This is a genomic window from Microbacterium sp. LMI12-1-1.1, assembly GCF_040676455.1.
Classification (GTDB): Bacteria; Actinomycetota; Actinomycetes; order Actinomycetales; family Microbacteriaceae; genus Microbacterium.
Genome location: NZ_JBEGIA010000012.1, coordinates 1,013,735 through 1,036,289, shown reverse-complemented (window position 1 = coordinate 1,036,289; position 22,555 = coordinate 1,013,735). Strand labels below are relative to the sequence as shown.

The window sequence follows — 22,555 nt, the reverse complement described above, 5'->3', positions numbered from 1 at the left end:
ACTGCGCTCCTCGGATCCAAAGGTGACTGGGCACCGCTGCGAGGGGGTCGAGATGGCTCTGGTTCCAGACGTGCCGCGCGGCACAGTCGACGTCGACGGCGACGGAGACTCCCTCGACGTGCGCATCGACGCGGCGCCGCCGGACGTCGTGCCCGATGAGCACGGCATCACGCTGCTCGCCGATGTCATGCTGCACGCGCGCGCGGACACCGTCGCCACCGTGCTCGTCCGGGGCGGCGACGACGTCCACTACGCCGCGCTCACCGTGCGCGACGGGATCGCGGAGCTCATCCACCTCGAGCGGCAGGGCGACCACCTCTACGGGGCGCGGATCCACCTGATCATCGGTGAGACGCTGCATCTGACCGTGGTCGCGAGCGACTTCGAGACGGGTGTCGCCTGGCTCGAGGAGCAGGTCGCCGTCGGCGGCATGGGCATGGGCGGCGGGCCCGAGTCGGCCGCGGAGGCTGTGCCTCCGCCCGCGGTGCCGGAGTTCGAGACCGGTGGTGCATTCGAGACCGGTGGTGCATTCGAGACCGGTGGTGCATTCGAGATGGGGCCACTGGGTGGAGGCGGGATCGGCGGTGGGATCGGCGGCCGATCCCCCGGGCTCGCACCCGCCGCACCGGCACCGCCCGCTCCCGCCCCGTCCGCGCCGCCGCCCGCAGCGGCTGCACCGGTGCCGGCGCCGGGGGCGCCGGCCGCCGGCCTGGACGGTGCGACGCCGGTCCCGGCCGTCGTCGACGCGGAGGTTCCCTCGCGCGTCATCGCCGGCGTCGCGTTCGATGCCGTCGTCAGACTGTCGCTGGAGGACCTCGTCCCGACGGCAGGCACGGCGCACAAGAAGACCCGGGCACGGTTCGACCCGTCGCGTGACATCGAAGTGGGCATGCAGCTGCGCGGCCTCGCCTTCGCCGACGGCACCCCGTCGGTCATCACGACCTCGCTGCCCGCGGCGGGGGACGACCCCCGGCGACTCGTCTTCCGGCTGGTGCCTGACGCACCCGGGCGCGGCCACATCACCGTCACGTTCACCCAGGCGCCCGTGGTGGCTCCGCTCGCCGTCCTGGCGCTGAGCACCCCCATCCTCCCCGACGACGCCGACGGCCCCGACGGCGACGTGCGGGTGGTGGCGGCATCCGTCGCCGCGCCGCCGCGCAGCATCGCGGACCTCCCCACCCTCGTGATCGACGAGTCGATCTCGCGCGGCCGCTCCGAGCTGCTCATCACGGCGAAGATCGGCCGGACGGTCGTGAAGAACTCGGTGCGCCTCGACGACAAGAGCGCGTACGTCGAGGGCATCTACGCCGACCTCGCCGAGATCAGATCGGTGTATCGGCAGACGGTGGAGGACGACCCCGACGAGGCCGAGGAGGCCGCCGACACCGTCCGCCGTGAGGTGCGCACACTCGGCGCCCGGATCGCGGAGGATCTCCTCGGCGATGAGGTCAACGCCCTGCTGTGGAGCCGGCGGCGGCGGATCTCGCAGCTCATGCTGCAGACGTCAGGCGAACTCGACATCCCCTGGGAGATCCTGCACCTCGTGCCTGTCGGCACGCAGCGACCCGACCCGGAGCGCTACTTCCTCGGCGACCTCGGGCTGACGCGGTGGATGTACGGGACGACGCGACCCACGGTCCTGCCCGTCGACACCAGCCGTGTCGTCGCGGTCGCGCCGGACTACGTCGATCACAACCTGACCCTCCCGCGCGCCCGCGAGGAGATCGAGACCCTCGGCGACCTGCTGGCGCTCCGTCCGCGCTCCGCCGACGACCCGGCCGCGTTCCGCCAGGCGATCGCGGACGGCTTCGACCTCCTCCACTTCGCCGGGCACGGCCGGTGGCGCGACGCCGCTCCACGCGGGCAGGAGATCGCCTTCGCCGCGTTCTCGGAGGATCACGACGACGGATCGGCCTCGTACACGGACTCCGACGCACGACGCGATCTGCCCGAACTGGACGAGCCGCAGGCCGCGGCATCCGCCCCGTTCGTCTTCCTGAGCGCGTGCGACGTGGGCCGGCTCCGCTCCGGCGCGACCGGGCTCGGCGGGTTCGCGGAGGCGTTCCTCCGCGGCGGAGCAGGCGTGTTCATCGGGTGCTCGTGGGCGGTGCGCGATGACGTGACCGCGCTGTTCGTCCGCACCTTCTACGCGCAGACGCTCGGCGAGGGCGCGACCGTCGGCGAGGCGGTGCTCGCCGCACGACACGCCGCGCGCGAGGCCGGCGATCTCACCTCCCTCGCCTTCACGGTCTACGCCGACCCTCGCGCGAAGCTCGTGCGCAGCGGCCACGCCGGTGACGACCACCACTGACTTCACCCATCCACCCTCAGCAGACAGGACGTGACACCATGCCCGACACCACCGCGACCGCCCGTGGCGCGACGCTCAGCGCCGCGGAGCTCACGGCACTGCGCAAGCACGTCGTCCACACGGAGGACGGCAGGCTCGCCACGGCGGCGAGCGCCAAGCCGCGCACCGTCGAGGACTTCGAGACCACGGCCGAGGACGTCAAGCGCATGATCGACGTCGACCTCGGCACGTTCGTCGACCAGCAGGCGAAGAAGACGCCGGCCGGCGAGGCGCCCGCGCCCGTTCCGGTGCTCATCTGGGCGCACGGGGGGCTCACCGACAAGGCCGCGGGGCTGCAGACCGCACAGCACCAGGTCGCGTGGTGGAAGAAGAACGGCGTGTACCCCATCCACCTCGTCTGGGAGAGCGGGTTCAAGACCACTCTCGAAGACGTGGTCCGGGGCAAGGCCGGCAAGCGCGGTTTCACCGACCTCACGGATCTCGCCGTGGAAGCCGCGGCACGAGTGCTCGGCGGCCGGAAGTTCTGGGACGACATGAAGCTCGACTCCGCCAGCGCATGTCTTCCGGCCATCGACGGCGGTGCGGCAGGCGGTGCGTACGTGCTCGCGGCGGCGCTCCGGGAGTACATGGCTGCGAACGCGGGCGCCATCGAGCTGCACATCGCCGGGCACAGCGCCGGGTCGATCTACCACTCGCACTTCGTGCCGCGGCTGTTCGAGGGCGACGACAAGGTCGCGAGCGTGAAGAGCGTGACCTTCCTCGCGCCCGCCGTGCGCGTCGACACCTTCGAGGCGACGCTGCTGCCCCTCGCCGAGACCGGCAAGATCGAGAACCTGTCGATCTTCACGATGAACGAGAACCAGGAGAAGCGCGACAACACGGCCGGGGTCTACCGCAAATCGCTCCTGTATCTCGTCTCGCGGGCATTCGAGGCGGAGAAGGATGCCGAGATCCTCGGTCTCGAGGAGCACCTGCGTCGCTCCGGGCGGACGATGGCCTACCTCGGCGACACCTCCGAGCGCCTCGTCCTCGGTCCGGTCGCCCGCGGCCGGCGCAGCAGCACGCAGGCGACCTCGCACGGCGACTTCGACAACGACGAGGAGACGATGATGAGTCTCGCGCGGCGCGTCGTCGGCGTGCCGGACAGCGACGAGACCGACCACGTTGCCGTCTTCCCGCGCCGGACGCGCGAGGTCAGCGAGTTCACGCCTGCGCCGCGCCCGGAGCCGACCGGCGCCCGCGGTGCCGCACCGCGCAAGCTGGCGCTGTGCATCGGCATCGACGCGTACCCGAAGGACCCGCTGAGCGGCTGCGTGGCGGACGCCGAGGCATGGGCCGCTGCGCTCACCGGCGCCGGCTTCAAGGTGGAGTCGATCCACAACCAGGACGCCACCCGCGACACGATCCTGCGGGCGATGCTCGACAAGGTCTCGTCGGCGCGCGACGGCGACATCGTCGCGATCCAGTTCGCCGGGCACGGAACATTCGTCCCCGACCTCGACGGCGACGAGACCGACGCGTTCGGGCCGAAGGACGAGGCTCTCTGCCCGATCGACTTCCGCGACGGCGAGCTCATCGTCGACGACGACCTCGGCGCCATCTGGGATGCCATCCCCGAAGGCGTCTCGGTGACGCTCTTCTTCGACTCGTGCCACTCCGGCTCGGTGAACCGCGAGATCACGCCGAGCGAGTTCACGTCGCGGAAGATCCCCGCCGGCGCGACTCCGCGGATGACGGTGCTCGACGCCGACGAGGAGGCGGCGTTCCGCGAGGAGCGGGCGGCGTCGCCTGCCGATGCGTTCCGCATGGCCGCGTGGAAGCGGGTCGTCGAGGTCGAGACCGACCGTGCCGCGGTGCCCCGCGCGCAGCGGGCCGACGGCCGGGAGGTGCTGATCAGCGCCTGCCAGCCCGACCAGGTCGCGCTCGAGACGAACGGGCGCGGCGTGTTCTCGTCGGCTGCGCTGAGCGTGTTCGCCAAGACGCCGGCGCTGACCAACAGCGAGTTCGTCGCGGCGGTGTTCGACATCCTCGACGACACCTACGAGCAACGACCTATGCTGTCGGCGGCAGGAGCCCTGAACGCGCGGGGGCTGCTGTCCTCGGTGCACGACGCGCCTCCTGCTGCGGCATCCGTCGCGATCGAGACGGACGGCCACCGCGCGCCCGCCGAGATGCGCACCGCCGCGATCGTGGCCATCCTCCGCGCAACCGCCGACCTGCTCGAGGCCGGAGGCAGGTGAGCCGGCTTCGGTGATCCGCTCACACGGGCGGGCGCGCGTGCCGGAATCGGATGCGGGTGCCCGGCCGCGCCTGCGCGACGAGGTCGAGGCCGGCGGCCGTCACCACGGCGATCACCGGGTAGCCGCCGGTCACGGGCCCGTCGGCGAGGAGGATGGTGGGCCGGCCGCTGGGCGGCACCTGCAGCGCGCCCGGGACCATGCCCTCGCTCGGCAGCTCCCCCGTGCGCACGCGGGCGAGCTCGGGCCCATCGAGGCGTGCGCCGACGCGATCGGCGTGGTTCGAGACGGTCCACACGGCGTCGTAGAGCGTCGTCAGCGCCTCCGGAGCGAACCACTCGGCGCGCGGTCCCGGTGCCAGTTCGAGCTCGAGCTCGTCATCGTGCGGTGCGCCCCACGCCGCGGGCGGCGCGACCGGTATCGGCGTGCGGGCGTCGTCGCGGACGCCCACGACGGCACCGGCGCGGAGCGCTGCAGGTCCGAGCCCGGCGAGCAGATCGGTCGCACGCGAGCCGAGGGCGGTGCGACCGTCGAGGCCGCCCCGTACCGCGACGTAGGCGCGCGCCCCGTGTGAGAACCAGTCCAGGTGCAGCTCGGCGCCCGCCGGCCACGGATGCGCCGCGTAGGGGTCGGCCTCCAGCCCCGCGATGCGCACAGGACCCCACGCACCGGTCACCGCGACCCACAGGTCAGTCTCCGCGACGGCGCGCAGCCCGCCCATCGTGACCTCGATGACCGCGGCGCCCTCGGGGTTGCCGAGCAGTCGGTTGGCGGTGCGCAGGGCGGCCCGGTCGAGGGCTCCCGACACGGCCACGCCGACGGATGCCGCGCCCTCCCGTCCGAGATCCTGCAGGGTCGCCAGCAGGCCGGGTTCGAGGATCCGGATGCCGGGGCCACGCGCCTCCGCCGCGGCCGGGCTCACGCGCCCGGAGGCTCCGGGCGACGCGCCGCCGCCCCCGGCGCGCGCCATCGGCCGGAACCGAACGCGGGTCCCCGGTGCCAGAAGCGCGGGGGATGCGGCATCCGGATCGAACAGCGGCGCGGTGGTCGTGCCGATGAGCCGCCAGCCGCCGGGAGTGTCGCGCGGGTAGGCGCCGGCGAATACACCGGCGAGTCCCACCGCGCCCGCGGGCACGCGTGTGCGGGGCGAGTCGAGGCGCGGCACATCGAACGGCCAGTCGTCGCTGACGAGGTAGCCGAAGCCCGGCGCGAAGCCGGTGAAGGCCACGTGCCACTCCGCCGCGGAATGACGGCGCACGAGCTCATCGGCGCCGATGCCGAGCAGGAGCGCGGTGCCGTCGAGATCGGCCCCGTCGTAGGCGATGTCGAGCTCGACGAGAGGCCCGGCGGAGCCCCCACCGGGCTCGGTGTCGGCCGCCGCGGCGAGCGCCCACGCCCGAGCGGACGCGAGCGGAAGGAGCCGCGGGTCGACATGCACCAGCACGGTCCGAGCCGCCGGCACCAGGTCGACGACGCCCTCCGGCCGCGCGGCGGCCAGGGCGGCGTGCAGGGGCAGCACGTCGTCGAGCGTGCCGACCTCGAGGAGGAACGCGCGCTCCCCCATCGGCCGGACGCGCGGCGCCGGCGTGCTCACCACGGCGCCCGCACCTCCACGCCCGCGGCGTCGAGGGCGGCGCGCACGGCGCGCGCCATATGGACCGCGCCGGGTGAATCGCCGTGCACGCACAGGGAGACCGCGTCGGCCACCACGAGCGACCCGTCGATCGCCTCCACCACGCCCTCGCGCGCGAGGAGCACCGCTCGCACGGCGACGAGATCGGGGTCGTCGAGAAGGGCGCCCGACTGCGTGCGCGGGACGAGCGAGCCGTCGGGCAGGTAGCCGCGGTCGAGGAAGGCCTCGCGTACGAACGGCAGACCGACGGATGCCGCAGCCTCGGCGATCTCGCCGGGAAGACCGAGCACCGGCAGGGGCCGGCCGAGCAGCGCCGAGCAGTCGGCGATCGCGCGGACGACGGCATCCGCCTGCCGTCGGTCGCCGATGACGGCGTGGTAGAGGGCGCCGTGCGGCTTGACGTAGCGCAGGTCGGCGCCGGCGGCGACCAGGGCCGCGAGCTGCTCGGCGACGGCGGCGCAGAGATCGGCCGGGTCCATCGCCGCGGCGATGCGGCCGAAGTTCGCACGGTCGGGGTACGAGGGGTGGGCGCCGACCGCCACGCTGAACCGCTCGGCCCTGGCGACGGCCTCGCGCATGGAGGGGACGTCGCCGGCGTGCCCGCCGCACGCGACGCTCGCGCTCGAGATCACCGCGAACATCGCCTCGTCGTCGGCCGTCGGCATGCCGCCGACCGTTTCGCCGAGGTCCGCGTTGAGGTCGATCGCCGCCATGGCACCACGGTACTGCGGCAGGACTGCCGCCGGCCCGGCGGGCCCGCGCGTTACGGATCCGTAAAGGCTGACCGCGCACCGATGCGCGAGACGACTCCGCCAGGCAGGATGGAGCGCATGGCCCGATCCACTGAACGTGTCGCGGCCGGGGCGCCGCTGCTCCAGGTCCGCGACGTCGCCGTCGAGTTCCAGACCATCGACGGCCCGGTGCACGCCGTCGAAGGCATCGATCTCGACCTCGCGGCCGGTGAGACGCTCGCGATCGTCGGCGAGTCGGGCTCGGGCAAGTCGACCACCGCGATGGCGGTCATCGGGCTGCTGCCCGGCAACGGCAAGGTCACCCGGGGCAGCATCATGTTCGAGGGCGAAGACCTCGTCGGCGCCTCCGAAGGCGTCATGCGCACGATCCGCGGCGGCTCGATCGGGCTCGTGCCGCAGGACCCGATGTCGAACCTCAACCCGGTGGCGAAGATCGGCAGCCAGATCGCCGAGACGCTCCTCGCGCACGGCCTCGCCACCCGCCGGGATGTCGACCGCAAGGTGGTCGAGACGCTGGCCGCGGCGGGCCTGCCCGACGCCGCCGAGCGCGCCAAGCAGTACCCGCACGAGTTCTCGGGCGGCATGCGCCAGCGCGCGCTCATCGCGATCGGCCTCGCGTGCGACCCGAAGCTGCTCATCGCCGACGAGCCCACGAGCGCCCTCGACGTCACCGTGCAGAAGACGATCCTCGATCAGCTCGACCGCATGACGAGCGAACGCGGCACGTCGGTGATGCTCATCACGCACGACCTGGGCCTCGCCGCCGAGCGCGCCGCACGCGTGGTCGTGATGAACCGCGGACGCATCGTCGAGCAGGGCCCGGCGCGGCAGATCCTCGAGGACCCGCAGCACCCGTACACGCAGGCGCTCGTGAAGGCCGCCCCCTCGGTCGCCGCGGTGCGGCTGCGGCCCGACGTGTTCCGCGCGAGCGTGCCCGCGAGCCCCGAGCCCGACATCGCCCCCGTCGAGGAGGCCACGGCGGATCCCGCGACCGCAGCGGATCGCGCTGTCGAAGCCGGCCCGGCCGACGCCGCAGCGTCTCCCGCCCCGGACTACATCATCGAGGTCGAGGGACTCACCAAGATCTACAGCGTCCGGGGCTCCAAGGAGCCGTTCGCCGCGGTGCAGGACGTGTCGTTCGCCATCCCACGGGGAGAGACCGTGGCGATCGTCGGCGAGTCGGGGTCGGGCAAGACGACCACGGCGCGCATGGTGCTGCGCGTGTTCGAGCCGACGAGCGGATCCATCCGCTTCGACGGCCAGGACGTCGCGAAGCTCAAGGGCGGCGACCTCAAGCAGTTCCGCCAGCGCGTGCAGCCGATCTTCCAGGACCCGTACTCGTCGCTGAACCCGATGTTCTCGATCGAGCGGATCATCTCCGAGCCGCTCGACTTCTACAAGCGCGGATCCTCCAAGGAACGCGCCGCGCGCGTGCGGCAGCTGCTCGACGACGTCGCGCTTCCGCAGACGATGCTGCGCCGCTACCCGTCCGAGCTGTCGGGCGGTCAGCGCCAGCGTGTGGCGATCGCGCGGGCGCTCGCGCTCTCGCCCGATCTCATCGTGTGCGACGAGCCGGTGTCGGCGCTCGACGTGCTGGTGCAGGATCAGGTGCTGACGCTCCTGCGCGACCTGCAGCGCGAGTACGGGCTGAGCTACCTCTTCATCTCGCACGACCTGGCCGTCGTGCGGCTCATCAGCGACTACGTGTGCGTGATGAAGGAGGGACGGCTCGTCGAGGCGGCATCCTCCGAGGAGATCTTCACCAACCCCCGCGACCCGTACACGCGGCGCCTGCTCGCCTCGATCCCCGGCAACGAGCTCGACATCGCCGTCTGACCGCCCGCCGGCTCCGGCGCGTCCCGCGTGCCCGGCGCGTCCCGGGTGCCCGGCGTCCCCCGCGCCCCGCCCTCCCTCGGCGAGACCCCAGTGGGTGGACGAGACCGTGGGGAAACCCCAGGGTCTCGTCCACCCACTGGGGTCTCGCGGTGTGGAGCCGCGGCGGCGACGCGAACTCAGCGGGCGCGGGTGCGCGGGTCCATGGCCTCGCGCAGCGCCTCGCCGAGCAGCGTGAAGCCGAGCGCGGTGATCGTGATGCAGATGCCGGGCAGGATCGCGATCCAGGGGTTCACGGCCAGCTCGAGCTGCGCGTAGGTGAGCATGCGGCCCCACTCGGCGGTCTGCGGCACGCCGCCGCCGAGGCCGAGGTACGACAGGCCGGCGGCCTCGATGACCGCGGTGGCGAGCGTCAGCGTCGCCTGCACGATGACGGGTCCGACAGCGTTCGGCAGGACGTGGCTCATCGTGATGCGGCCGCGACCCAGACCGAGGGTCGCCGCCGAGAGCACGTAGTCGCTCGATCTCTGCTGCAGCATCGACGCCCGCAGCAGGCGCGCGAAGATGGGGACCTGGGCCGCCCCGATCGCGATCATGATCGCGAGGGGCGTCTGCCCCATCAGCGCGGCGATCGAGACCGCGAGCAGCAGCGACGGCACCGACAGCAGGATGTCGACGAAGCGCATGATGAGCGTGTCGACCCAGCCGCCGAAGGTGGCGGCGACGAGTCCCAGGATCATGCCGCCGACGAGACCGAGCAGCGTCGAAACGATGCCGATGACGAGCGAGGCTCGCGCACCCCAGATGAGCTTGGAGAGCATGTCGCCGCCGAAGCGGTCGAGGCCGAGCGGGAAGCCCTCGATCTCGCCGGGGCCGGGGATGTGACCGGGGGTGATGTACTGCTGACCCGGCAGCTCCTCGGGGCCGTATGGAGCGAGCCACGGCGCGAAGATCGCGACGAGCACGAAGATCGCGGTGATGGCGGCGCCGACCCAGGCGCTCGGGTTGCGGCGCAGGCGCCGGAAGACGTCGCGCCAGAATCCGCCGCCGCGGGTCTTCGCGGCGAGAAGCTCCTTGTCGTCGACGGCGGTGTCGTCGACCGGTCCGCCGCTCGGGGCGGGGGGAAGCATCGCGGACGTCATGCCGCACCTCCGATGTGGTTTCTGATCAGCTGCGCGCGCGTCATCACTGCACCCGCACCCTCGGATCGATGAAGCTGTACGACACGTCCACGGCCAGGTTGATGAGCGCGTAGATCACGGCGATGAAGAGGATGAACCCCTGCAGCACGGGGTAGTCGCGGGTGAAGATGGCGCGCGACAGGAACGAGCCGATGCCGGGGTACGCGAACACCGACTCGGTGAGGATCGCGCCCGACAGCAGCAGGCCGAACTGGAGGCCGATCGTGGTCACGACCGGCAGCAGCGAGTTGCGGAGGATGAACCGGCCGCGGATCGTACCGCGGGAGATGCCCTTCGCCATGCCGGTGCGGACGTAGTCCGAGTTCTGCACCTCGAGCACCGAGGCGCGGGTGATGCGGGTGATGATCGCGAGCGGGATGGTCGCCAGGGCGATGCCCGGCAGGATCAGGTGCAGGAACGCGTCCCACGCGGCATCCCACTCCCCCGTGATGATGCCGTCGAGGACGTAGAAGTTCGTGTAGTGGGTCGCATCCAGTCGCGGATCCTGACGGCCGTCCGACGGCAGCCAGCCCAGCTGCACCGCGAAGATCCACTTGAGGATCACACCGAGGAAGAACACCGGGATCGTGATGCCGATCAGGCTGGCGAAGACGGCGAAGTGGTCGGCCGGCCTGCCGTGCCTCCGCGCGGCCCAGTAGCCGATCGTGATGCCGACGCCCACCGCGAGGACGATCGCGAACATGGTCAGTTCGAGCGTCGCGGGGAAGCGGCGGAGGAACTCCTCCGTCACCGGTCGCTGGGTCTGGATCGAGACGCCGAAGTTGCCCTGCAGCAGCTGGCCGAGCCACGTGAAGTACTGGGCGATCAGCGGCTCGTTGAAGCCGTACAGCTCGTTGATCTCGGCGACGCGTTCGGGCGTGGCCCGTTCGCCGAGGAGGGCGACGGCAGGCCCGCCGGGCAGGGCGCGCACCCAGAAGAACAGCAGAAGGGTCAACCCGAACAGGGTCGGGACGAGCAGGAGGAGGCGCCTGCCGATGGTGCGTAGCACGTGGGAATCTCCGGGGACGGCGACCGGCGGTCGCGGGCGAGAGGACGAGGGGAACCGGGATGCCCCGTCCCGGCGTCGGCCGGGACGGGGCATCCGGTCACGGCGTCACTCGCTGAGCTCGACCATGTTGTACACCTCGTCCTGCACCGGGCTGGCCGGGTAGGACGTGACACGCGCGTCGAACGCGAGGGTCGGCACCGGGTGCGCGAGCGGCACGCCGGGCAGGAACTCCATGATCTGCTCGTTGATCGCGGCGTAGGCGGCCTCCTGCTCCTCCTCGGTCGCGAGACCGCGTGCATCGGTGAGCGCCTGGAACAGCTCCGCGTTGTCGAAGCCCCACTCGTTGGTCGGCAGACCGAAGAACGTTCCCACGAAGTTGTCGGGGTCGTTGTAGTCGCCGGTCCAGCCCAGCAGGTGGATGCCGTGGTCCGTACCGCCCTGGATCAGGTCGAGGTACTCGACCCACTCGTTCGTGACGGGGTTGAGCACGATGCCCACGGCCTCGAGCTGACTCTGCAGGTTGGTGAAGATCTGCTCGGGGTTGGGCATGTACGGCCGCGAGATGTTCACGGGGTAGTTGAACGTGATCGTCAGCGGGTTCGCGTCCGTGTAGCCGGCCTCCGCCAGGAGCGCCTGCGCGGCCTCCGGGTCGTAGTCGTACTGCGTGACGTCCTCGTTCCAGCCGATCACGGCGTCCGGCATGAACTGGCTCGCCGCGACGGTGCCCTCGGGGAGCACCTGCGTGATGAGCGCGTCCTTGTCGATCGCGTGGGCGATCGCCTGGCGCACCTTCGGGTCGGAGAGGCCCGGAGCGGCCTGGTTCATGCCGAGGTACAGCACGTTGAACGGGTCGCGGTTCACGAGCGAGAACCCGGCATCCTCCAGCGACTGGAGATCGGCGGGCGCGACCAGGTCGTAGCCGTCGATGCTGCCCGACTCGAGCGCCTGACGGCGAGCCGTCGTGTCGCCGATCACCCGGAAGATGACCTCTTCGACGACGCCCTGCTCGCCCCAATAGTCGGGGTTGGCCGTGAGGACGGTCTGCTCGCCGACAGAGATCGAGTCGAACATGAACGGACCGGTTCCGGTCGGGTGCTCCTGGCCGTACTCGCTCTGGATCGGCGCCTCCTCGGTGCCGCCCACGTCGTCGGCGCCGTACTCCTCGAGAGCGGTCGGGCTCTGGATCGAGAACGACGGCAGCGACAGCGCGGGGATGAACCCGGCGAACGGCTGCTTCAGCGTGATCGTCGCCTGGGTCTCGCTGTCGGCGGTGCAGCTGTCGTAGATGGAGTCAGCACCGAAGCCGCGCATGATGACGCCCCAGTAGTACGCCATGCTCTGCGACGCCGCGACACCGGTGAAGGCGTTCTGACGGTCGAAGTTGAAGCAGACGGCCTCGGCGTTGAAGTCCGTGCCGTCGTGGAACGTCACGCCCTCCTCGAGGGTGAAGACGTAGGTCGTGTCGTCCGGCTGCTCCCAGCTCTTGGCGAGGAGCGGGGCGGGGTCGGCGGTGCCCGGCACCGTGCCGACGAGCCCCTCGAACATCTGGCGCGCGACGCGGAACGTCTCGCCGTCGCTCGCGAACGCGGGGTCGAGGCTGGCGGGGTCTCCTGACGCGCCGAACACGAAGGTCGTGTCGACGTCGCCGCTCGCCTCGTCGTCTCCGCCTCCGTCGTCGCGCTGACTCGCGCAGGCGGTGAGGACGATCGCGCCGACGGCGACCGCGGCAGCGCCGGCGAGCCAGCGCCTTCTCGCAGTGTGGAGCATGTGCTGTGCACCTTCCATATCGTGTGGGCTCCGCTGCACGTCATCGTGGAGCAGAGGTGCGCGCAAGCCCTCAGCGGGGTGTGATGCTCCGACGCTACCCGGGCGCAGCACCCTCGTCGGTTACACCTGTGTCTCGATTCGGTTTCGGCGGCGACGGATGCCGTGATCTCAGCGTTGTGCGCAGGACCCCGCACGGATGGCGGGCAGAAGTGTCAACGGCACCCGGTGCGGTGCCGCGCTGCGGCTAACGTGGAGGCATGGCACGCGCACGGGAAGAGGCCGCCGTCCCGGCCGTCCGCCTCTCCGACGGCACACTCGCCCGCGTGGTGCGGTCGCCCTTCGGCGGCGGCTGGGAGCTCGATGTCGACGGCACGCCGCAGTCGCACGTCGACCTCGACGACCCGACCCACCTGCACTTCGAGTACGTCGCCCGCATGGGCGCCGTGATCGACCGGCTCCGGATGCCGGGGCAGCCGCTGACCGCGATCCACCTGGGCGCCGGGGCCCTCACGATCCCCCGCTATGTCGAGGTGACACGGCCCGGCTCGCGGCAGCAGGTGGTCGAGCTGGAGCCCGCCCTGTGGGACCTGGTGCGCGAGAACCTGCCGCTGCCCCGGGGCGCCTCGATCCGGGTGCGGATCGGCGACGCCCGCGAAGCGCTCGGACGGCTGCCCGCGGGCCTCGTCGGCGCCGCCGACCTCGTCGTGTCGGACGTGTACTCCGGCGCGCAGACCCCGGCCCACCTCACGACCGTGGAGTTCTTCACGGAGGCCTCTCGCTTCCTCGCCCCCGACGGCGTGCTGCTGGTGAACGTCGCCGACGGCGCCGGCCTCGCGTTCGCGCGCCGGGAGGTCGCCACGGTGCAGGCGGTGCTCGAGCACGTCATCGTGCTCGCGGAGGTGCAGACGCTCAAGGGCCGCCGCTTCGGCAACCTCGTGATCGCCGCCTCCCGGGCCCCGCTGCCCACCGAGTGGCTGCCCCGGCTCATGGCGGCCGGTCCGCATCCCGCCAAGGTGGCGGAGGGCCGCGAGCTCCAGGAGTTCGCGCGCGGTGCCCGAGTCGCCACCGACGCCGACGCGACGCCGTCGCCGAAGCCCTCGGCATCCGTCTTCACCCGCTGACCGCCACGACTCGGCGTGGCACGCCCGCGAGCATCGGAGCGGCAGGCACACTGGGTTGTGCCACCGGCGCGGCGAAGGGAGCAGACGTGAGCTACATCAGCGGGTACGATCCCGACACTCTCCGCGAACAGGTGAATCCGAGCCAGTGCAAGGAGCGGCTCGAAGAGATCGGCGAGCAGCGCAGCCTCCCGGCACTCCTCGAGCGCGTGTGGCTCCTCAAGGTGCTCGACCGCGCCGAGGATGCCCTGGTGATCTCGGAGCAGTCCGTGCGGGTGGCGCGCATGGCGGGCACCCGGAAGGACCTCCTGCGGGCCCGCATCCTCCACGCGACCGTACTGCAGGCGCGGGGCGCCTACGCCGCCGCCGAGCAGGAGCTCACCACCTGCGCGGGAGAGGCCGAGGGACAGGGCTGGGCGAGCATCGGCGCCTTCGCCTACCAGCATCGGGGCAAGGTCCACTTCGACACCGGGGACTACGAGTCCGCCCGCAAGGACTTCAAACGCGCGCTATTCCTCCGCCAGGAGTCCGGCGCCACCGAGGACCAGCTCGAGTCCACCCTCCTCGCGATCGACGCCGCCGACCGGCGCCGGGCCGCGGCATCCGTCGCCAGCTGAGGTGGATGCCCTCGCTCTGAGTGTCGGAGATATGTTCTAGTCTCGCCTCTATGTCGGAACTGCATCGCGTGCGGCACTGGGCGGAAGCCCTCATCGCCGCCCACCTCGACCCCTCGTGGAGCTTCGCGTTCGACAACGCCAAGCGGCGCGCCGGTCTCTGCGACTACACGCACAAGCGCATCAGCGTGTCGCGCTACCTCGCGGCGCGCTACGACGACGACACCAACCACCAGACGCTGCTGCACGAGGTGGCGCATGCGCTCGCGGGCCCCCGTGCCGGACACGGGCCCCGATGGAAGGCGGTCGCGCGCGAGCTCGGCTACGTCGGCGGCGCGACCCACCAGGGCGAGACCGCGACGGAGCTCGCCCCGTGGGTGGGCGTGTGCCCCGCCGGCCATGTCGCCTACCGGCACCGCAAGGCGACCAGGCCCACGTCGTGCGCGAAGTGCGCTCCGCACTTCGACGAGCGCCACGCCTTCACCTGGACCCGGCGCGAGATCACCCGCGCGACGCGCCTGGCCGCGCTGACCCCGCGGGACTGAAGCGCGTCCTGCGCCTCCGCCCCGGTCGTTGAGCGAGCTTGCGAGTCGAAACGCAGAGACGAAACGCGCTGCACCCGGCGCAGCGCCGCAGCGTCGGCGTCAGTACGCGACGAACGAACCGGCGCGCAGCACCGGGACGACGGATGCCGCATCCACCGCCGCGGCGTTGAGCACCTCGGCACGCGCGTCGCGATCGAGGAGCTCCTGACCCGAGCCGCTCGCGGTGAGCAGGTGGCGCACCGCACCACGCAGGCCGCGGAACGCCTCGCACGCGGCGGCGGACTCCGGCGAGGTGTGGTCGATGCCGAGGGCGCCGAGGGCGTCGACGACCGCGCCGGCGCCGAGCTGGTCCTCGACGGCGAAGCGCAGCGGGGCGTCCGTCTCGCGGCCGCCGAGCTCACCGGCCGCGATCACCGCGATGCTCGTGCGCTCGGCGCGCCGGCGCTGGATGTCGAGCACGGCGCCCGCCACGGCGGCCGCGTTGCGGAGACACCCCAGCAGCACCGTGGCGTCCGATCCCGTGGCGGCCTCGGCGACGGCAGCGCCGTTGAGCGACACCGCGTGGGCGGACGCGTCGAGCGGCACGCTCTCGCCGCGCGCGACGGCATCCGTCACCGTCGTGGAGAACCGCAGCACGTCGACGATCACGACGACGTCGGCGGGCGCGAGGCGCCGGAGCCCTGCGACTCCCCAGTCGTGGCGGACCTGGTACCGGCGCTGGTCGAAGGGACTCTCGGGCATCCGTCCAGCGTAGGCCGCGGCATCCGTGACCCGCGTCCGCCGCCGAGGCGGGTGCGACACTGGAGCATGCGGATCCTGCTGAAGTTCGTGATCGACTGCGACCCCGACGCCGCGTGGCGGGCGGTGCACTCGCCACGTGCGGTGGCGGAGCTCTACGGCCCGGTGATGGATCTCGCGCCGCTGGTGCCGCGCGGCCTGCCGACGTCGTGGACTCCCGGCGACGACGTCCCCGTGCAGCTGTCGGCGTTCGGCTCGGTGCCGATGGGGCGGCAGCTGATCCACGTCAGCGAGCGGTCGGTCGACGAGCCCGGCGGGCGTGTGCGCGTCTTCCGCGACAGCGGCATCCCGCTCACCGGTCCGCTGGCGAGCCTCGACGTGTGGGATCACCAGATGGCCGTCTCGCCGGCGCCGGGGCAGCCCGGCAAGACGCTGTGGCGGGACCGCCTCGTCATCGGCGGTCCGACCGCGCCGCTGCTGTGGCCGGTGCTGTGGGGCATCTGGCAGTGGCGCGCGGCGCGCGTGAAGGCCCTCGCCCCCGGCTGGGCGCACGACCCCGAGCCCGCCGACGCCTGAGCGGGAGGTCAGGCCTGCGGGATCACGGTGAGCACCCGCGCGGTGTACTCGAGGAACTTCCCCATGAACATGCGGAGGAACTCCTCGGTCGACGCGACGGTGACCTCGCCGTCGGCTTCGATGAGCCCCGGCGTGAAGTGGATGTACGCCTCGGGAGTCGTCATCTGGCGCGCGTTGAGGAAGCTCAACGTGCTGCGCAGCGACTGCTGGCCGACGGCGGTGCCGATCTGCCCCGGCGAGGCGCCGATGACGGCGGTCGGCTTGTCGGTCCATGCGCTCTGGCCCCACGGCCGGCTGCCCCAGTCGATCGCATTCTTGAGGGCGCCGGGGATGGAGCGGTTGTACTCGGGCGTCACGAACAGCAGCGCGTCGGCCGAGCGCACCGCTGCCTTGAAGTCGAGCGCGGCCTGCGGATAGTCGGTGTCGAGGTCGCGGTTGTACAGCGGAAGGTCGGCGTACGAGATCTCGAAGAACTCGAACTCCGGCGGCGCGAGCCGCTGCAGGGCCAGCGCCAGGCGCCGGTTGACGGATTCGCGCGACAGGCTGCCGACAATGACGCCGACGCGGTAGGGCGGTTCGTGCTCCACGATGTCGATCTGCATGATGCCAGCCTGCACCCGCCCGTCCGTCGGCGCACCCCACCGGGCGCTCGTCCCGTCACGGCGTATCACCCTCGTGGAGCTGACGCTCTTCCCCAGCGGAGGAAACCGCTGCAAGGTGGAGCCGAGGACCTGGGGGTGCGACATGACCGATGGTGTCGAGTACGCCGAGCATGCCGACGAGCCGCGCACGCACGTGACGCTGCGGCTCATCGCGCAGGACCCTGCGGTCAGCGGCGACGACGGCAGGATCCTGACGGCACGGGTGAAGGTGCCGTGGTCGCGCATGGAGGACGGCCCGCGGGGAGCCCGCCTGCACGTCGTGGACTACGACACGGCGACCGGCCGCTACGTCAAGCACGCGCCGCTGGGCAAAGACGACCTGTTCGCGGATGCCGACGACGAGGTCCTGCGCACAGATCTGGCCTTCCACGCCCAGCACGTCTACGCCACCGCGGCTCGGACGCTCTCCACTTTCGAGACGGCGCTCGGCCGGCGACTGCCGTGGGGCTTCGGCAGCCACCAGCTCTACCTCGTGCCGCACGCGTTCGCCGAGGCGAACGCGTACTACTCGTTCGAGGACCGGGCGCTGCTGTTCGGCTATGTACCGCCCGTCGACCCCCGTGGCGAGGCGGTCTACACGTGCCTGAGTCACGACGTGGTGGTGCATGAGACCACGCACGCCGTGCTGGACGGGCTCCGCCGCCGGTTCCTCGAGCCGAGCCTGCCCGATCAGGCGGCCTTCCACGAAGGGTTCGCCGACATCGTCGCGCTCCTCTCAGTGTTCTCGATGCGTCCCGTCATCGAGCAGGCTCTCGGCAAGCCCGACAGGAGCGGCCGCATCCCGCGCGGCCGCATCCAGCCCGACGCGCTCCGCAAGAGCATGCTCGCCCGCGTCGCAGAGCAGATCGGCAGCGTGCTGACCCAGGGCCGTGGGGCGCTGCGCGAATCGGCGTTGAACCCGCCCCCGGCGGACTGGGCGAAGCGGCCCGAGTTCGTCGAGCCGCACCGGCGGGGCGAGGTCCTGGTCGCGATCGCCTTCGATCTGCTGATCGAGATCTGGTACCGGCGGCTCCAGGCGCTCTTCTCCCGCCCGAACGGCGAGACCGCCGGCGGCCGCGGTATCACGGTCGACCGCGCACGTGCCGCCGAGGAGGGCGCCAAGGCGGCATCCCAGCTGCTCCATATGCTCATCCGCGGTCTGGACTACCTGCCGCCCGTCGAATTCGACTTCGGCGATCTGCTCAACGCCGTGCTGCTGGCCGACAACGAGCTCGTGCCGGACGACGACCTCGGCTACCGCCAGCTGCTGATGGCCGGGTTCGCCAAGGCCGGCATCCAGCGATCGTCCGACCGGGTCACCGACGTGCTCGAGGCTGAGCTCGCCCCGCACTATCTCGGGATCAACTTCGCCGGACTGCGCAGCGACCGCGACGAGGTGTTCCGATTCCTGTGGCAGAACGCGCGTCGGCTCGACGTGTCGACCGACTACTACACGGTGATCGAGTCCGTCCTGCCGACGCAGCGGATCGGCCCCGACGGCCTGATCGTGCCGGAGTCGGTCGCCACGTACGTGCAGATGGCCGATATGACCGCGCGCGAGTTCACCGACGAGTCGGGGCTCCAATTGTCTCCGGCGATCGACCCGCGCACCCCCATTCAGTTGTTCGGCGGCGGCACCCTGATCTTCGACCAGTTCGGCAGGCTCAAGCTGCACATCCACAAGCGCCTCGACGACTGGCGCCGGCAGCAGAAGCGGCTCGACCACCTCGAGCGGACCGGGCGTCGCGACTCGTCGGCGCGCCTCGGATTCTCGGACGGCTTCGCCCGCGGGCAGACGTTCGCAGAGCTGCACCGCACGCAGCAGGACTCCGGGGAGACATGGTGAGCACTCCGATCCGCGTCCGCGTGCGCATGTACCAGGTCGGCTTCGGCGACTGCTTCCTGGTGTCCGTCGAATACGACGCGCCACTGCCGGACGGGCGCGACACGCGGCACATCCTGATCGACTTCGGCACGAGTCATTCGCCGAGGGAGGGCATGGCGCGCGGCCGCATGGGCGATGTCGCGGCGCTCATCGAGGAGCACACCGGTGGCGAGCTCGACGTTCTCGTGGTGACCCACCGGCACCGCGACCATCTGCGCGGATTCGAGGTCGACGCCGGCGCGGCGATCATGAAGCGACTCGCCCCCAAACTCGTGGTGCGCTCATGGACCGAGGATCCCGAGCTCTCGGAGACCGCGAACGGCCCTGCCGCCGCAGCGGACGACACCGCAGGGGTGAGCCGCGCGTCGGCGAGGTACGCCGCTCTGCTCGCGGAGGCGCAGGAGCAGGTCGCGGGGCTCGCCACCCTGGTGGGTCTCGACGACGAGGTCAGGGCGGCCGCCGAGGACCAGCTCAAGAACGCCGAAGCGGTCGCACTCCTGAACGAGCTGTCGCGCGACGGCCGCGGCCGCTACCTCCACGCCGGCATGGACTCGGGCCTCGCCGACGTCGTCCCGGGGATCGAAGCGACGGTGCTCGGCCCTCCCACCGTCGACCAGGATCCACGGGTCGCCCGGCAGCGCGAAGAGGACCCGGAGTACTGGCTCACCGCACTGGGGGCGTCGCTGCGTGTGGTGGGTTCCGCTGCCCAGGCCGACGCACGCTCGCCGATCACCCATGGGCCGGGACCGGTGCGCTGGCTGATCGACCGGCTGGCGAATCAGCGGTCCCGCTCCGCCGCACGGCTCGTCCGCGACCTCGACGACGCGCTGAACAACACCAGCGTCATCCTGCTGCTGAAGGTGGGCGGCGTGTCCCTGCTGTTCTCGGGGGACGCCCAGATCGAGAACTGGCGGCACACCCTCGATCAGCTGGGCGACGATGCGGACCTCCGCGACCGGCTGGCGAAGATCGACCTCTACAAGGTGGGCCACCACGGCAGCCGCAATGCGACGCCGCGATCGCTGCACGCACTGTGGAAGGCGCGTGCGGCGGACCTCCCCCGGCTTGCGGCGGTGATGTCGACGCGGCAGGGCGTCCACGGCAGGAACGACAACGCGGTTCCGCAGCAGCACCTCGTCGCGGCACTGCGCGAGGTCGCCGATCTCTACTCGACCGACGACCTCGACAGCGGCGAGGAGTATCTCGAACTCGTGGCGGACGCCGCTCGCGGCCCGTTCCGCATCGTCCCTCCACCGGCATGACGGATGCCGCGGCGCGAAGCCTGCGCCGCGGCACCCGGCCCGCCTCAGTCGGCGAGCGCCTCGACCGGGGCGACTCGCGTCGCCAGTCGTGTCGGCACGACCGCGGCCACCAGCGTGAGGATCGCCGTCGCCACGACGATGATCGCGACCGGGAGCCACGGCACGGCCGGCGCGACCAGCGTCGGCGCGGCGAACGACGGCGGCATCGGCACCGCCCCGAGGAGCGACTGCGCCCCGGCCCATCCGTACGCGGTGCCCAGCACGAGTCCCGTGACGGTCGCGGTGATCGTGATGTGGGCGGCCTCGAGCAGCACCATCCGACGTACCTGGCCCGTCGACACGCCCAGCGCACGCAGCAGTCCGAGTTCGCGCCGGCGCTGCACGACGCCGATCGTGAGGAGGTTGACGAGCCCGACCGCCGCGATGACGGCCGAGACGGCGACGAGGCCCATCATGATGCCCGCGAAAGTGTCCATGAGCGTCGTCATGTCGGTGGGCAGCGGGCCGTCGGCGGATGCCGCGAACACCGCCTTGACCGTCTCGAGCGCGACCGCGAACATCGTCACCAGCGTCACGCCCATCACGACGCCGATGGCCATACGGCTCGAACGCTCCGGATAGCGGAGGGCGTTCTCGGCGGCCAGGCGCGCCGTGGCCGATCCGCCGAAGAGCCTGCCGACGAGCCGCAGCACCGGCGGCATCACGAGCGTCGCGCCGAGCGTGAGGCCGGTGAAGGAGAAGATGCCGCCGAAGAAGGCGACGATCACTCCGAGCGGGGTCACCAGTCCGAGCAGGATGCCGGACGCCAGCAGGGCGCCGCCGATCGCGAACAGCGTGATCGCGGCGCCGTTGCGCGCGCCCCGCCGGGCGAACGCGTCGTGGGAGGCCTCGACCGACCCGCCGAGCGCCTGCAGCGGCGTGACCGTCAGCACGCGGCGCGAGCCGGCCCAGGCCGCGACCCACGTGGTCAGTGCGACGACCGCCGCCGGGATCACGAGCACCGCCTGCACGACGGCGTAGCCGACGTCCTCGATCCCCAGCGCCCAGGTGGCCAGCGCGACGCCGGCCCACGAGGCGAGCGTGCCGCCGACGAGTCCGAGCGCGGCGCCGATGACGCCGACGACAAGACCCTGCCGTGCGACCTCGGAGCGCTGCGAGCGCGCCGAGGCGCCGATGAGGCGCAGCAGTGCGATGCGCCGCGTGCGTCCGGCGATGACCGTGGCGAACGTGTTCGCGGTCACGATGGCCGCCACGTACACCGCGACACCGATGAGGAGGACGCTCATCATCGCGAGCACGACGGCGAGCGTGCCGCTGTCCCCGATGAACGGGTCGGCGCGCAGCACGGCCGCGATGAACCCGGTCGCGCTCAGCAGGATCGCGCCGAACGCGCTCGAGATGGCGGCGACGAGGATGCTCGCGCCCATGCCGCGCTCGCGCAGCCAGGCGAGCGGGGAGGCCGCGCCCGACGACGCGGCGGTGACGGATGCCGCGGGCTGCGGCATCCGTCCCGTCTGGGCGAGCGCGGTCACGACGTCACCTCCGCGACCGCGTGGCCGACGGCCGACGCGGCGGCGACCGGCGCCCCGGCGCTCAGCTCGGACGCGAGCATGTACGCCGAGATCTCCTCGGCGCTCTGACGCGGTTTGTCGGCGACGATGCGGCCGTCGCCGAGGAACAGCACCCGGTCGGCGTGCGCGGCGGCGACCGGGTCGTGGGTGACCATCGCGATCGACTGGCCGTGCTCGCGCGTGGCGGCGGCGAGGAGGGCGAGCACCTCGCGTCCCGAGCGCGAGTCGAGGTTGCCGGTCGGCTCGTCGGCGAACACGAGATCGGGAGCCGTCGCGAGCGCGCGGGCGATCGCGACGCGCTGCTGCTGGCCCCCCGACAGCTGGTGCGGCCGGTGGCCGAGGCGGCTGGTGAGGCCGAGGCGCTCGACGAGACCGTCGATGCGCGCCCGCTCGAGCGTCGTCGGACGGCGCCCGTCGAGGTCGAACGGCAGCAGGATGTTGCCGAGGGCATCGAGGGTGGGCACGAGGTTGAACGCCTGGAAGACGAATCCCACCCGGCGGCGGCGCAGGACCGTCAGCTCGAGGTCGGAAAGACCGGTGATGTCGGTGTCGCCGATCCAGGCCCGCCCCGAGCTCGGCGCGTCGAGACCCGCCATGATGTGCATCAGCGTCGACTTGCCCGACCCCGACGGCCCCATGATCGCGGTGAACTCGCCGCGGCGGATGCCGACGCTCACCCCATCGAGCGCATGCACCGTGCTCTCGCCGGTGCCGTAGGTCTTGCTGAGCTGCTGCACCCGGGCGGCGAGGCCCAGGTCGGTCGATGAGAGTTCCATGACTCCGACAGTAGGAACGGGCACCCGTCGCGCGCGTCGGCCCGGCGAGGCATCCCGCGTACATCTCCGGGATGATCTTCCCCGCGCCGCCTCGCAGGACTATCGT

18 protein-coding genes are annotated in these 22,555 nt (G+C 71.8%); 9 read left to right on the top strand and 9 right to left on the bottom strand.

Annotated features, from left to right (window positions below):
• Nucleotides 1-52: 52 nt before the first annotated feature.
• Complete coding sequence (locus MRBLMI12_RS13175; protein ID WP_363356908.1) at nucleotides 53-2,311, top strand: CHAT domain-containing protein; 2,259 nt, start codon at nucleotides 53-55, stop codon at nucleotides 2,309-2,311.
• Between the two features lie 38 nt (nucleotides 2,312-2,349).
• Nucleotides 2,350-4,551, top strand: a complete 2,202-nt coding sequence (locus MRBLMI12_RS13170; RefSeq protein ID WP_363356907.1) for a caspase family protein — start codon at nucleotides 2,350-2,352, stop codon at nucleotides 4,549-4,551.
• Between the two features lie 19 nt (nucleotides 4,552-4,570).
• On the opposite strand, the gene MRBLMI12_RS13165 is transcribed toward MRBLMI12_RS13170, so the two are convergent.
• Both MRBLMI12_RS13165 and MRBLMI12_RS13160 read right to left on the bottom strand, forming a co-directional pair.
• On the bottom strand, nucleotides 4,571-6,145 hold the full coding sequence (locus MRBLMI12_RS13165) for an urea amidolyase family protein (RefSeq protein WP_363356906.1): 1,575 nt from the start codon (nucleotides 6,143-6,145) through the stop codon (nucleotides 4,571-4,573).
• Nucleotides 6,139-6,894 (bottom strand): LamB/YcsF family protein, encoded by a 756-nt coding sequence (locus tag MRBLMI12_RS13160; protein WP_363356905.1) that lies wholly within the window; start codon nucleotides 6,892-6,894, stop codon nucleotides 6,139-6,141. The genes MRBLMI12_RS13165 and MRBLMI12_RS13160 overlap by 7 nt, the downstream gene beginning before the upstream one ends.
• A gap of 117 nt (nucleotides 6,895-7,011) precedes the next feature.
• Here MRBLMI12_RS13160 and MRBLMI12_RS13155 point away from each other — a divergent pair, with 117 nt between their 5' ends.
• Nucleotides 7,012-8,769 carry an ABC transporter ATP-binding protein gene (locus MRBLMI12_RS13155; protein ID WP_363356904.1) on the top strand — a complete coding sequence of 586 codons (1,758 nt, stop codon included), beginning with the start codon at nucleotides 7,012-7,014 and terminating at the stop codon, nucleotides 8,767-8,769.
• Nucleotides 8,770-8,945: 176 nt separating this feature from the next.
• Here MRBLMI12_RS13155 and MRBLMI12_RS13150 read toward each other — a convergent pair whose 3' ends face one another.
• The 3 genes from MRBLMI12_RS13150 to MRBLMI12_RS13140 form a co-directional block, all read right to left on the bottom strand.
• On the bottom strand, nucleotides 8,946-9,908 hold the full coding sequence (locus MRBLMI12_RS13150; protein WP_363356903.1) for an ABC transporter permease: 963 nt from the start codon (nucleotides 9,906-9,908) through the stop codon (nucleotides 8,946-8,948).
• Between the two features lie 43 nt (nucleotides 9,909-9,951).
• Complete coding sequence (locus MRBLMI12_RS13145; protein WP_363356902.1) at nucleotides 9,952-10,956, bottom strand: ABC transporter permease; 1,005 nt, start codon at nucleotides 10,954-10,956, stop codon at nucleotides 9,952-9,954.
• 105 nt (nucleotides 10,957-11,061) lie between these two features.
• Nucleotides 11,062-12,723 carry an ABC transporter substrate-binding protein gene (locus tag MRBLMI12_RS13140; protein ID WP_363356901.1) on the bottom strand — a complete coding sequence of 554 codons (1,662 nt, stop codon included), beginning with the start codon at nucleotides 12,721-12,723 and terminating at the stop codon, nucleotides 11,062-11,064.
• A gap of 257 nt (nucleotides 12,724-12,980) precedes the next feature.
• On the opposite strand from MRBLMI12_RS13140, the gene MRBLMI12_RS13135 reads away from it, so the two are divergent.
• The 3 genes from MRBLMI12_RS13135 to MRBLMI12_RS13125 all read left to right on the top strand — a co-directional run bounded on the left by MRBLMI12_RS13135 (nucleotide 12,981) and on the right by MRBLMI12_RS13125 (nucleotide 15,000).
• Nucleotides 12,981-13,844, top strand: coding sequence for a spermidine synthase (locus MRBLMI12_RS13135; protein WP_349426316.1), 864 nt, complete (start codon nucleotides 12,981-12,983; stop codon nucleotides 13,842-13,844).
• 86 nt (nucleotides 13,845-13,930) lie between these two features.
• Nucleotides 13,931-14,458 (top strand): tetratricopeptide repeat protein, encoded by a 528-nt coding sequence (locus MRBLMI12_RS13130; protein WP_349426315.1) that lies wholly within the window; start codon nucleotides 13,931-13,933, stop codon nucleotides 14,456-14,458.
• 50 nt (nucleotides 14,459-14,508) lie between these two features.
• A complete protein-coding gene (locus tag MRBLMI12_RS13125) occupies nucleotides 14,509-15,000 on the top strand; it encodes a SprT-like domain-containing protein (RefSeq protein ID WP_331910833.1) in 492 nt (163 codons plus the stop codon).
• Nucleotides 15,001-15,099: 99 nt separating this feature from the next.
• Here the strand turns inward: MRBLMI12_RS13125 and MRBLMI12_RS13120 are convergent, their stop codons facing one another.
• Nucleotides 15,100-15,741 carry a 2-phosphosulfolactate phosphatase gene (locus MRBLMI12_RS13120; protein WP_363356900.1) on the bottom strand — a complete coding sequence of 214 codons (642 nt, stop codon included), beginning with the start codon at nucleotides 15,739-15,741 and terminating at the stop codon, nucleotides 15,100-15,102.
• A 66-nt stretch (nucleotides 15,742-15,807) separates the two neighbouring features.
• Between MRBLMI12_RS13120 and MRBLMI12_RS13115 the strand changes: the two genes are divergently transcribed.
• Nucleotides 15,808-16,314, top strand: a complete 507-nt coding sequence (locus MRBLMI12_RS13115; protein WP_331910829.1) for a hypothetical protein — start codon at nucleotides 15,808-15,810, stop codon at nucleotides 16,312-16,314.
• 8 nt (nucleotides 16,315-16,322) lie between these two features.
• On the opposite strand, the gene MRBLMI12_RS13110 is transcribed toward MRBLMI12_RS13115, so the two are convergent.
• Complete coding sequence (locus MRBLMI12_RS13110) at nucleotides 16,323-16,916, bottom strand: NADPH-dependent FMN reductase (RefSeq protein ID WP_363356898.1); 594 nt, start codon at nucleotides 16,914-16,916, stop codon at nucleotides 16,323-16,325.
• 142 nt (nucleotides 16,917-17,058) lie between these two features.
• Between MRBLMI12_RS13110 and MRBLMI12_RS13105 the strand changes: the two genes are divergently transcribed.
• Nucleotides 17,059-18,801: a hypothetical protein gene (locus MRBLMI12_RS13105; RefSeq protein ID WP_363356897.1), complete on the top strand. Its 1,743-nt coding sequence runs from the start codon at nucleotides 17,059-17,061 to the stop codon at nucleotides 18,799-18,801.
• Nucleotides 18,798-20,102: a hypothetical protein gene (locus tag MRBLMI12_RS13100; RefSeq protein WP_363356896.1), complete on the top strand. Its 1,305-nt coding sequence runs from the start codon at nucleotides 18,798-18,800 to the stop codon at nucleotides 20,100-20,102. The genes MRBLMI12_RS13105 and MRBLMI12_RS13100 overlap by 4 nt, the downstream gene beginning before the upstream one ends.
• Nucleotides 20,103-20,146: 44 nt before the next feature.
• On the opposite strand, the gene MRBLMI12_RS13095 is transcribed toward MRBLMI12_RS13100, so the two are convergent.
• Both MRBLMI12_RS13095 and MRBLMI12_RS13090 read right to left on the bottom strand, forming a co-directional pair.
• Nucleotides 20,147-21,634 (bottom strand): ABC transporter permease, encoded by a 1,488-nt coding sequence (locus MRBLMI12_RS13095; RefSeq protein WP_349426310.1) that lies wholly within the window; start codon nucleotides 21,632-21,634, stop codon nucleotides 20,147-20,149.
• The gene (locus MRBLMI12_RS13090; protein WP_363356895.1) at nucleotides 21,631-22,449 is read right to left on the bottom strand and encodes an ABC transporter ATP-binding protein; all 819 of its coding nucleotides are present in this window, start codon (nucleotides 22,447-22,449) and stop codon (nucleotides 21,631-21,633) included. Before MRBLMI12_RS13090 ends, MRBLMI12_RS13095 begins: the two co-directional genes overlap by 4 nt.
• Nucleotides 22,450-22,555: the final 106 nt, after the last annotated feature.